This is a genomic window from Candidatus Binataceae bacterium (assembly GCA_035508495.1).
GTDB lineage: Bacteria > Desulfobacterota > Binatia > Binatales > Binataceae > JASHPB01.
Window position 1 is genome coordinate 1 of sequence record DATJMX010000032.1, and the last position, 11860, is coordinate 11860.

Sequence of the window (11860 nt, forward strand, 5' to 3'; positions counted from 1 at the left end):
AGGAGATGGACGCGGCCATCTCCGCTGAGGTGAAGGCGCGTCGTGCTCGCGGTCGATGCTAATCTTGTCATCCGGTTGTTGACCGAAGACGATCCGATCCTGACAGTTCGCGCCCGCGAACTTTTCGAACGAGAGCGCATCTTCGTGCCGAAGACCGTGATCCTTGAAGCCGGTGGGTGCTTGGTCGTTCGTACAACTTTAGTGCAATGCAAATCCTTCACGCTTTCGAGCGAATGGTGTCGCTGCCGAACGTAACTTGTGAGGACGCCGAAGCGGTGACGGATGCGATCCAATGGGCGCGACGCGGTATCGCTTTTGCCGACGCGTTGCACCTGGCGTCGTCGCGCGGCGCTGCTCAGTTTGTCACCTTCGATCGGAAGTTCGCACGCCGAGCATCGGCAATAACCGATATTAAGATTCGAACTGCGTAATTCGCTTCCAGATGACGCGGTGCGCTAATCGACGTGGCGGAGGTCTGCGAGGAATTCCTTGGGGCCGATGTAACCGACTTTGCGATTGCTGACCTTGCCGCTGGAGTCGATCAGGAGCGTGGTCGGCACACCCTGGATATCGTACTGATGGGTCAGGTCGTCGTTGATCTTGTCCTGCGCCGTGAGATTCGCACGGAGTTTGATGAAGCGCGACGCCTCGCTCACGACGCCGGGATCGACGAACGTCGAGTGCTCCATCTCCCGGCACGGAATGCACCAATCGGCGCTGAAATCGATCAGCACCGGCTTCTTCTGCACAGCCGCCGTCGCCAGGACTTGCGCATCGTAGGGCTCGAACTTGAGCGCGGGTGGCGCGGCGCGCGGAATCAGTAACCATACCAGCGCCGCCGCTGATGCGATTCCCAGCGTGGAACGCAGCACGAGGAACGGCTGCCAGTTGCGCCCGTGGCGTGTGATGAATCCGAGATAGATTCCGACGCCGGCGGCATAGAACGGAAGAATCCGCGTCATCAGGTGATTCGGCGAAATCGGATCGAGGAAATACAGCGCGAGCCCAAGCAAGATGAAGCCGAAGAGCTGCTCAATCCACGCCAGCCACTCTCCCGAGCGCGGCAGTCGCCGGATACTCCCGGCTGCCATCGCCAGCGCGATGTACGGCAACCCGAGCCCGACCGCGAGCGTGAAGAACAGCGCGAAGCCGAACAGCGGGTCGGCGCTCCGCTCGACCATCAGCAGCAGTCCGAGCACGATCGGCCCAATGCAAGGCGCAGCGATCACGCCCATCCCGAGGCCCATCAGAAGCGCGCCCGCGTATCCCGGCCGGGCAGTGCCCGCGCGCTGCATCAGCCACTGTGGCGGCTGAATCGTGAAAAAGCCGAAGCTCGATCCCGCGAGCATCACCAGCATCGCGGCAATTCCCGACAGTACCCACGGATTCTGGAGCGCCGCGCCGAAGAGCCCGCCCGACATCGCGACCGCGACGCCGACCGTCGAGAACATCAGCGCGATTCCCAGCACGTAGGTGATCGCGAGAATCAGCACACGGCGCGGGCCGCCGCCCTGGTTGCCGAAGTACGCGATCGTGACGCCGATTAGCGGATAAACACACGGCGTGAGGTTGAGCGCGAGCCCGCCCAGCAGCACGGCGAGGAAGCCGACGATCCAGCCGTGACTTATGAAGATTCGTTCGATACTGCCGGGTTCGGAGTCGCTGCGGCCGCCGCCAAACATCGCGCCCGAGCCGCCCGCCGCGGAGGTCATGCCGCCAGCCGCCGGCGCGGGACTGATATCGATCGTCTTCGTGACCGACGCCGGCCTGAGGCACTGCGTGTTGTTGCATCCCTGGTAGTCGATCGTGACGACGACCTTGTCGCCCGGCTTTGGCGCGAAGTCGCCGTCGATCTTAAGCGGCGCGTCAAACGCGATCTTGCCGCTGTACACCGACAGCTTGTCATCGGGTGCGAACTCGAGCGTCAGGGTCTGCGCGGGAGGATAGTTGACCGCACCGACCGTTATACTCACCGGCGCGTTGACGTCCATCTTGGTTGGAATGTAGTCGTCGCTGAAGGGCTTCGACGAATTGATGTGCCATCCGTCGATCACCTGGGCATCGACCTTGAGCGAACTCGCGCCGCCCGCCTTGAGCCCCGGCTCGATCTTCGCGTCGACGATTTTTACGAGCTCATTCGGCTTTGGTGACTGCGCGAGAGCAGTGGTGCTCGCGAGAGTCGCGATCAGAATCGCGGCAATTGCGTTGAGCGAGACTTCAATAAGCCGGCGATAGCGGATCTTCATATCCAATGACAACAATTTCGACGCGTCGCTGGTTTCAAGGCATCGCGATTTGCGCCGCGGTCAACGGCCCGAGGCCGGGGTTGGCGATGCGCCGCCGCTGAGCGGAACTGATCCCACGATTTCGAGTCCATAGCCGGGCAGGTTCGCTAGCCGGGGCGCCACGTCGGACATCAGGGTCATCTTGCGCACCCCGACTTCGCGCAGGATCTGCGCGCCGATTCCGTAGTCGCGAAAATCCGCTTCGGGTTGGCTGAAACGGGTCGTCGCGCGGCGCACGGTCCGCTCCGGCGCGAGCTCGGAGGCGATCGCGTTGGACTCGCGTTTCACATAGAGCAGCACGCCGCTACCCGCCGCCGCGATCTGCTCCATCGCCGCGCGCAGCAGACTGCGCGTGTTGCGGCCCGCATAGCCGAATACGTCGCCGGGCAAGTACTCGCGATGCGCGCGCACCAGGATCGGTGTCCCCGGTTCCGGCTTGCCCATCACGAGCACGAGATGCTCGGTGTAATCGACCAGGTTGCGGAAAACGATCGCCTTGAACTCGCCGTATGCGGTCGGCAGCTTCGCTTCGGCGATCTTCTGCACCATCGTCTCGGTGCGCAGGCGATATTCAATAATGTCCGCGACGGTCACGACCTTGAGATTGTGCTTGCGCGCGAACTCGACCAGGTCGTCGCGCCGCGCCATCGTGCCGTCGTCCTTCAGAATCTCGCAGATAACGCCCGCGGGCTTGAGTCCGGCAAGGCGCGCGAGATCGACCGCACCTTCGGTCTGCCCCGTGCGAACCAGCACGCCGCCGTCGCGCGCGCGCAAGGGATACACGTAGCCGGGCGTAATGAACTCCGAGCCGCTCGCGTCCTCGCGCACCGCCTGGAGAATCGTCATCGCGCGGTCCTGCGCCGAGATGCCCGAGCCGCGGCATCGCCGCGCGGTGATCGCCGTCGTGAACGCGGTGCCGAGCGGGGCCTGGTTGTCGCCGACCATCATGCTGAGGCCGAGGCGGTCGATGCGGTCGCCGCTCATCGGCAGGCAGATGAGCCCGCGGGCGAACTTCGCCATGAAGTTGATCGCTTCGGGCGTGACCTTCTCCGCCGCCATCGAAAGATCGCCTTCGTTCTCGCGCTGCTCGTCATCCATCAGGATGATCATGTGGCCGCGGCGCGTTTCTTCGAGCGCCTCCTCGACGGAGATGAAGGGTGCGCGCGCTTTCTTGCGAGGATTTATTTCACCGAACATCGTTTCGACCTTGCCGCAAAGAAGGAGCCGCGGCGCAACTCAATGTAGGGCAATTCTAGCGCGTCCGCTATCGGCCAGTGAATCACTTTTTGTGCGCAATCGGAGCCGTTCCATAGGACATTGGCGATGCTATCCTGCGGAGCGTGAGTGAAATTCGCAAGGCAGTGCTGCTGGCGGCGGGTCGCGGCAAACGGCTTGGCGAAATCACGGCGAAGACGCCCAAGCCAATGCTCGCGATCGCTGGCGCTCCGCTCATCGAGCACGTCGTGGATGTGCTCGTGCATTCCGGAATTTCCGAGTTCGCGATTGTCGTCGGCTACCTTGCAGAGCAGATCGAAGAATGGTGCGCCGAGTACGCCGCGCGGATGCCGCATCTGACGATCACACCGATTCGACAGGCCGCGCTGAATGGCACCGGCGGCGCTATGCTCGCGGCCGAGGCGTTCCTCAGCGGCGCGGAGCGCTTCGTTTTCGGCTGGGGCGATATCCTGATGGATCGCGCCAACTATCCGCGCTTCGTCGAGCATGCGCGCCACGACGAGTACGATTTCCTGCTCGCGGTGAATCGCGTGAAAGATCCGTTTCGCGGCGCGGCGGTTTATATCGACGCCGAAATGCGCGTGGAGCGCCTCGACGAAAAACCCGCCGAGGGCACAGCCAAGACCGAGTGGAACAACGCGGGACTCTTCGCCGCGGGCCAGAGCTTGTTCGACTACCTGAAGCGCCTTGAGCTTTCGCCGCGTGGCGAATACGAACTGCCAGCTGCGATTTCGAAAATGATCGACGACGGGCTCACGGTGCGTGCTGTCGATATGCGCGGTTTCTGGAGCGATGTCGGCACGCCGAAGGATCTCGAAGCCGCACGCGCGCTGTTTAAGCCGAGACGGAAAACATCGTGAGCGCACGCGATTCCTGGGACGCCCCCGAGCTCGAACGCGCCGGCCATCTCGCGCGCGAAGTGCGAGCGATCGCCGGGGCGGATGCGACTATCTTCGCGGCGCGCGCTCCCGGGCGGGTGAACCTGATCGGCGAGCATACGGATTATAGCGGCCTCCCCGTGTTGCCGGTTGCGATCGACCGCTCGACGATCATCGCGGCCGCCGCAAATACGAGCGGCGAGATCATCCTGCGAAATGTCGATGCGGCATGGCCCGCGCGCAGCTTTCGCGTAGAGCGGCAGATTCCGTCGTATCCCGCGGGAGATTGGGGCAACTACGTCAAAGCCGCTGTGCAGGGCGTCATCGATCACTTCACGGCGCGCGGTGTCACGCAGTTTCGCGGAGGTACACTGTTTGTTGATGGCCGCGTACCCGCCGCCGCCGGGCTTTCGTCGTCGGCGGCGCTGACGGTTGCCACCGCTCTCGCGTTCATGGCGATGAACGGCCTCCGGCTCGAGCCGCTCGAAACGGCCGCGATGGTGGCGCGCAGCGAATGGTACGTCGGTACGCGCGCGGGCGGTATGGATCAGGCGGCGTCGTTGCTCGGCGAGCGTGACCACGCACTGTTCATCGAGTTCGATCCGCTTGCAGTGCATCCGGTGAAAATGCCGTCCGACGCGGCGCTCGTCGTTGCAGACAGCCTCGAGGCTGCAGACAAGTCTGGCACGGTGCGAGCGGAGTACAATCGCCGCGTAGTAGAGTGCGCTCTCGCGGCGCGAATCCTCGGCCAGGCGCTCGGGCTTGAAGGCGTTTGCGTTCTTGGCGACGTCGTGAAGAGCGTCAAGTCATTCGACTTCAGCGAGCTGGTCCGCGTTTTGAGTGACACCGCACGTGCGGAGCTCGGCGCCGATCTCACCGATGCAGCGCGAATCCTCGGTTCCTCGCGCGACACGCTTTCGAACCAACTGCTCGGCGAAGGTCCCGCCCGCATCGCTCTTGATCCGATGCGGCCTCTGAAAATTCTCGCCCGGGCGCGTCACGTGCTCGGCGAAACGTCGCGAGTGATGCGCGCGGTCGTGGCGCTCCAAACTGGCCGCCTCGACGAGATGGGCGCGCTGATGAATGCCTCGCACGCGAGCCTTGCTGACGACTATGAGTGCAGCACGCCCGCGCTCGACGCGCTCGTAGAATGCGCGCGGCGCGGCGGCGCGCTCGGCGCGCGCCTGACGGGAGCCGGCTTCGGCGGCTCGATCGTCGCACTCTGCCGTACTGACGACGCTCCACGCGTGATCGCCGAGCTCGATCGTGGCTACTACGAAAAGCGCGGCGCCTCCGCTGAGCAATCGCGCGCTGTGCTGCACGTCGGCCCGGGCGCGAGTGTCATCGAGATCGCCGCAGCGTGAATAGCCTCTCTCGCGGCTGCAGCAAGGCTGCAGCCGCCCATCGGGAGAGGCCGTCGCGATTCCGCGCCCCACTGAATTTTTCTCAGAGATAGAGAGAAGCTTAACGGCGGAGTCTGACGAGGCGCGCTGAGTGTGGGGGCATGGAAAAGACCTCTGCCAAAGGCGTTTCGGTGCCGGAGAGGCTCACTAACGATGCGCGGCCGGTTCCCAGATCCAATTCGCTGAGCTTCACCTGTGCGGGATCGTCGCCGCGGTTCAGCAGCGTCACGATCGTATCGTCGGATTCAAGCGTGCCGCGGAATTCGGCCTGGACCATTCCCCGCACCTCCGCTGATGACATCAAGTCAAGCGGATAGACCGTCTCGCGCGCGGCACGCGCATCGACCGCCGTGCCGATGCGCGCGGCGTCGCGATAAAGTGCCGCCGCTTCATCGTCGATGAGCGCCATGTCGTCTGAGATCAACAGCATGCCGCCGCTGGATGCGATCGTCGCGGCGAGCGCGCCGCGTTCTTCAGCGTTCAACTGCGTGTCGCGTGTGCGCAGCATCAGGCAGTCGGGGTCGTTGAGCCAAAGCCGGCGATGCATGAAGCTGCGTGCGATGATTGCGTCGAGCGCGTGCACCGTCGAAGGATCTTCTGCTGACGAGCCCCAATAGGGTGCGACGTCCGGCCCGATGCGCATCCCGTCAACGACGCCGACAGCGGGACCGAGCGGGCATCCGCATCCCAGGATGAACGCTTCCTCGCCCGCGCCCGCGCGGATCGCGTCGAGGCCGAGCCGCAGCATTGTGGCGCGCGTCATGTTCGTGTCCAGGCGCTTGCCCTCGGCGGCGCCCGCGAAAAGAAAGTCGAGTTTTAGATAGGTGAAGCCGAACGCGCGAGTAAGGCGCGTGAAGAGGCGCGTCAGATGCTCGCGGAACTCCGGATTGCTTGGATCGAGCGCGTACGCGAACCCCTCCGGGTCGGTTGTCCACTTTTTGTTATATCCGGCGCGAAGCGGTTCGCGATTTGCGTGCATTAGCAGCCACTCCGGATGCTCCTGCATGATCCGCGAATCGCGCGCGCACAGAAACGGCGCGGTCCATACGCCGGCGGCGAATCCCGCGCCGCGGATCTCATCCGCGATCCGTTTCAGGCCGCTCGGAAATTTCGCGTTGGTCGTGTCCCAGTCGCCGAGCGCCGATTGAAATCCATCGTCGAGCTGAATGACCTCGATCGGAATCCGATCGCGCATCGCGGCGAGCGTGCGGATATTCGCGAGCATCGCCTCTTCGCTGATGTCGTGAAAGTAGTGGTACCAGGAGCACCATCCGCGCTGATAGGAAGCGCTTGTGCGCGCTTTCATGAAGTCACCGAACAGCTCAGCCCAGTTGGCCGCGAGGTCGCCCTGTGAGCGATACGATTCAATCGTGAGCGGTGCAATTTCGCGCTCGTCGCCGGGCGCGAGCGTGATTCCATCGAGCAATGCGCGCGCGATCGCGAGATCGGGGCGTGTCACGGTGACAGTCGTCAGCTCGCTCGCCCCCTCGATGAACCCAACCAGCACGCTGTCGTCTGCCGCTACGCTTGTGATGATCGTGAACAACTCCGAAGTGGCCGCTTCGGGTGCAACGGCGGGACGCGTCGCCTCGCTCTGATGCGCGAGCCTCGTGATCGACGATGCGTGATCGCGGTGATGCTCGCGCATGCCGACGTCGACGGCGCCGGACGCGCTCCATGATTGATAGCCGTGCTTGAAGAAGCGGGCAGGGCGATCTGCCGGTAGCCCAGTTTCAACTTCAAAGAGCAGCGCGTCGAGCGTGATGGGCTCGTCGCGACAATTGCGAATCGCCGAGCGAATCACCGGCCGGCCGTTGTGATTGGTGAATCGAGCGGCGAGCTCGACCCCTTCGAGGATCGACGCAAACTCCGAATCGAACGCATCCAGAGACGCGCTTATGGTTTTGCGCGCGCCATCTCCCGACGCATATCGCAACTCGAGCCGCCTCAGCCGCATCTGATGACCGTGACAAAGCCCCGCATGCGCATCAAGACTCGACCGGTCCGGCCGGCTCTGACAGACTTGCACTGTCCCCCGGATTGGAGAGTGAGCCATCGACACGGTACCGGAGATTGAGGCCGCGGAGGCGGATGACGAGGCTGCGGATTTACTCGAAGCTGACGCGTGGACGGGCCGACTGGCGGCGTTCCGCGCCATGCGGCATCGCAATTTCCGGCTGTTCTTTGGCGGCCAGCTAGTCTCGCTGATCGGCACCTGGATGCAGTCGGTCGCGCAGGCCTGGCTGGTCCTCAAGCTTACCAATTCATCGCTGATGCTCGGCGTGGTCTCGTTCGCGAGCTACCTGCCGATCGTGCTGGTGGCGCTGTTCGCCGGCGTGGTCGTTGATCATGTCGATCGCCGCCGGCTTATAATCGCGGCGCAGACACTTTTGATGCTGAGTGCATTCGCGCTCGCTGCGCTCACCTTCATGGGCGTCGTGCGCGTCGAGTACGTCATCATCCTGGCCGCGCTCAATGGCCTTGTAAGTTCCTTCGATATGCCGGGGCGGCAGGCTTTCGTGGTCGAGATGGTCGGGCGCGAGGACCTGCCCAACGCGATCGCGATGAACTCGATGATCTTCAACGGCGCGCGCATGGTCGGCCCTGCCGTCGCCGGACTGCTGATCGCGGTAATCGGCGTGACAGGATGTTTCTTTCTGAACGGACTCTCGTTCCTGGCTGTTATCTGGAGCCTGTTCCAGATGGACATCCCGCGCCGTGAGCGCCGCCAATTCGGTGCCGAGATGATGCGGCAGGTGCGGCTCGGCCTCGCCTACGTATGGCGTCATCGGCCGACGTTCTGGCTGCTGGTGCTGGTCGCGATCAACTGCGGCTTCGCCGTTCAGTACACGGTGCTGATTCCGCTTTTCGCGCGCGACCTGCTGCACAGCGGCGCCCGCGGCTACGGGTTTTTGATGGCGGCGCAGGGACTCGGCGCAGTGCTGAGCGCGATCGTGATGAACTCGCGATCGAACGAGCCGCGCATGCTGCGGCAAAATCTGGTGTTCGGGCTCTTCTGCATGGCCGCGTCGATCGCGGCGTTCGGCATCTCGTACTGGATGTGGCTGTCGCTGCTCGCGCAGATGTTCATCGGCGCGGGACTGATGAATCACATGGTGACGACCAACACCATGCTCCAGCTCTTCGTGTCGGACGAGCTGCGCGGCCGCGTGATGAGCATCTACACGCTCTCGTTCATTGGCACAGCCCCGCTCGGCAGCCTGGGCGTCGGCTTGATCGGCGAGCATTTGAGCCCCCGTGTCGCGGTGGTCGCATGCGCCGGCTTCGCGCTCCTGTGCGCGCTCCTGCTGCTGACGCGCCTCTCGCTAATCGCAAGAGCCCAAGCGGAGCACGAGGCGCGGAACGATGCTTCAAATTACGACGAACCTGATACAGGCGAAGGCTCCGCTTCGGCAGCGGTTTGAGCTAAGGCATCGCGCGAGGGGTCGCAGACTCAGTCGGAGTTGGAGAACCGGACGGTATCGTCGTGGGAGTCGCAGTCGGGGTTGCAGCGATCGAAGACGTTTGAGTTGAGGATGGCGATGCAGGTGCTGACGGTGAAGCGCCGATGTTCCCTGCAATCAGCTTGGCGGAGACCTCGGAAGGCACGATCGATTCAGACCCTCGATCGAAAAATGCAAAGAAAATCCACGGCGGGAAAATCACCATCGGTGCAAGTTCCGCGAAAGTCCAAACCCCGTTGGATGATGTAGTCGTTGTCCTCGTCTGGTAAGGCAGGTAACCAGCCCTTTTTGATTGAGATTACGTGAGCTTCGCGCCGCGCCAGCTTGATTGATGTGGGTGTCGTTCCAGCGTCGTTGCCGTCCACCGTCACGTTCGCGCCCGAAGGTTCGCTGGAAATCGTGACCGTTTGCCTGGTGCCTCGCACCATCGTTCCGCATCCCGGCATCAACACGGATATCGCGCACAATGCGGAGATAACGCTTGGCCCAAGGGCACTCATTTCAGCGCTTGCAGGAAGTTCGGGTCATTGAACGATGCCTTGATCGCTTTGTCCGCGGCGGCGGCAATCAATCCACCGGAAGTGCTGTCCGGCACCGCACAGCTCATTCGTCCGTGAATCCTCGACCCGCGCGATCCCGACAGTGGACTTGGGCGGCACTTTCCCGAGTGGATTGAGTGGCGCGGCGGGGAAACGAGGTTGAACGGTGCCACATCCGGCATAGACCGCGGCCAGCAGCAAGGTAGCGAGTCGAAGCTTGAATAGTTTCCGAAAGAGTTGCCTGGCGCGCGTTTGTCGCGATGGCGGCGGCAGGCTGCTGACGGTCATGCGATTAACTAAAGTGTCTGGCGGCAGATCAGTCGACGATTCATTGGAGAATGCAGCCAGGCACAAGGTTTTGGTGCTGGATTGTTCGAGCCTTAAAAAAACAACGTGGTGCCTGACATCTACTTCGAGTAAAGATTTCTCGTCGAGGTGGCGTCATGAATCGGCGGGAGTTTCTTCGGCTTGCGGGGCTTGGCGGGTTGGGCGCGATGCTGCCCAGTGCGGGGTTTGGCGACATCAGAGAGCTGATCTCGCGAACCGCGCCGATGCTCGAGCGGCCGAACATCCTGATTCTCATGACCGATGAGCAGCGCGCGGTTCGCGATTGGCCGGCGGGATGGGCCGACGCCAATCTGCCCTCGCTCGGCCGCTTGCGCGCGCATGGGATCAATTTCAACTCGGCATTTGCCAACGCATGCCAGTGCTCGCCGAGCCGCAGCACGTTTCTTACGAGTACGTATGCGCCCGTGAATCGCGCGACGCTTACGCCGGCCACTCTGAATCCTGCGCTGCCGAATCTCGCCACGATCTTCGCGGCGGCGGGATACAACGTCGTGTACAAGGGCAAGTGGCATCTGACGGCCTCTTTCGTCCTCCCTTTCGCGGCTGACAGTTCACAGGATGTTAGCGACATAATCGCGAGCGACCAGGCGATGCAGGCGACGTACGGGTTTTCGGGATGGAACTCGCCCGACGCGGGCACCTCGTTGACGCAGGCGGCAAGCCTCGGCGGCGGACTTGGCGGCAACGACGCTCGTTATGTTTCGGGCACGAGTGCCGGGACGGCGACCAACGTCCTGCAGTTTCTCTCGACGTATGATTCCGATGCTCCGTTTTGCCTGATCGTGTCGCTCGTGAATCCGCACGATGTTTTCGTCTATCCCAAAGACGTCGTTGCTTCCGGCTACGATGTTTCGGCATTCAGCTCGCTGCCAATCGAGCTGCCGCCGACCTACGGCGAGGATCTTTCGACCAAGCCCGCGGTGCAGGCCTCATTCGTCGAATCGCTAAACAACGTGTGGCCCTTCGCGATGGGGGCCGAGCCGGTTCTGTACTCGCGCTTCTATGCCTATCTCAATATCCTGGCCGACGCTGAACTGATGCAGATCCTCGATCTGCTCGACGCCAAGGGGCTGACCGAGAAAACCTTGATCGTGAGAGTCGCGGATCACGGCGAACTGGGCCTTGCGCACGGCGGACTGCGGCAGAAGGATTACGCCGCATACGAAGAGATGATCCATATTCCAATGATCTTTTCGAATCCGCTCCTGTTTCCGCGACCGCTTGAAACCGATGCGCTGGGCGGGCTGATCGACGTGTTGCCCACTCTGATGGCGGTCGCGGGAATCAAGCCGGAGCCCGAGCTGCATCTGCAGGGCCAGAGCCTCGCGCCGCTGTTCGACAATCCACGGGGCTCGATCCAGGAGCGCATCCTGTTTACATACGACGACGGGTTGTTTTTACCGCTGCCGGTACAAGGTGCGGCGCATATTCGATGTATTCGCGAAGCGAACTGGAAGTTCGCGATGTACTTCGACCCGGCCGGAGCTTATCCGACCGAGTACGAGATGTACGACCTCATAAGAGACCCGCTCGAGACCGCCAACCTCGCTCACCGCCCGACTCCGATTCAATATCAATTCGAGCGTCTCCGCCTCGAAAGTGCTCTGCTCGAGATGATGGCTGCGACGCGCACACTGCCGAGCCAGATCGAGCCTCCCACTTAGTCGCGCTCAGGGTGGACAGCCTGCCTCGATAATGCGATCTGTC

8 protein-coding genes are annotated in these 11860 nt (G+C 62.7%); 4 read left to right on the forward strand and 4 right to left on the reverse strand.

The window, feature by feature from the left end:
• Window positions 1–455: 455 nt before the first annotated feature.
• Together VMA09_10835 and ribB are read right to left on the reverse strand one after the other, a co-directional pair.
• Window positions 456–2246 (reverse strand): cytochrome c biogenesis protein CcdA, encoded by a 1791-nt coding sequence (locus tag VMA09_10835; GenBank protein HUA34091.1) that lies wholly within the window; start codon window positions 2244–2246, stop codon window positions 456–458.
• Between the two features lie 60 nt (window positions 2247–2306).
• Window positions 2307–3482, reverse strand: a complete 1176-nt coding sequence (gene ribB / locus VMA09_10840; protein ID HUA34092.1) for a 3,4-dihydroxy-2-butanone-4-phosphate synthase — start codon at window positions 3480–3482, stop codon at window positions 2307–2309.
• 143 nt (window positions 3483–3625) lie between these two features.
• Between ribB and VMA09_10845 the strand changes: the two genes are divergently transcribed.
• On the forward strand, window positions 3626–4381 hold the full coding sequence (locus VMA09_10845) for a nucleotidyltransferase family protein (protein HUA34093.1): 756 nt from the start codon (window positions 3626–3628) through the stop codon (window positions 4379–4381).
• Entirely contained in the window at window positions 4378–5763 is a 1386-nt protein-coding gene (galK, locus tag VMA09_10850; GenBank protein HUA34094.1) for a galactokinase, read from the forward strand. Before VMA09_10845 ends, galK begins: the two co-directional genes overlap by 4 nt.
• A 100-nt stretch (window positions 5764–5863) precedes the next feature.
• Here galK and VMA09_10855 read toward each other — a convergent pair whose 3' ends face one another.
• Entirely contained in the window at window positions 5864–7759 is a 1896-nt protein-coding gene (locus VMA09_10855) for a glycoside hydrolase family 36 protein (protein HUA34095.1), read from the reverse strand.
• Window positions 7760–7958: 199 nt separating this feature from the next.
• Here VMA09_10855 and VMA09_10860 point away from each other — a divergent pair, with 199 nt between their 5' ends.
• A complete protein-coding gene (locus tag VMA09_10860; protein HUA34096.1) occupies window positions 7959–9227 on the forward strand; it encodes an MFS transporter in 1269 nt (422 codons plus the stop codon).
• Between the two features lie 191 nt (window positions 9228–9418).
• Here VMA09_10860 and VMA09_10865 read toward each other — a convergent pair whose 3' ends face one another.
• On the reverse strand, window positions 9419–9694 hold the full coding sequence (locus tag VMA09_10865) for a PEGA domain-containing protein (GenBank protein HUA34097.1): 276 nt from the start codon (window positions 9692–9694) through the stop codon (window positions 9419–9421).
• Between the two features lie 554 nt (window positions 9695–10248).
• On the opposite strand from VMA09_10865, the gene VMA09_10870 reads away from it, so the two are divergent.
• Complete coding sequence (locus VMA09_10870) at window positions 10249–11817, forward strand: sulfatase-like hydrolase/transferase (GenBank protein HUA34098.1); 1569 nt, start codon at window positions 10249–10251, stop codon at window positions 11815–11817.
• Window positions 11818–11860: the final 43 nt, after the last annotated feature.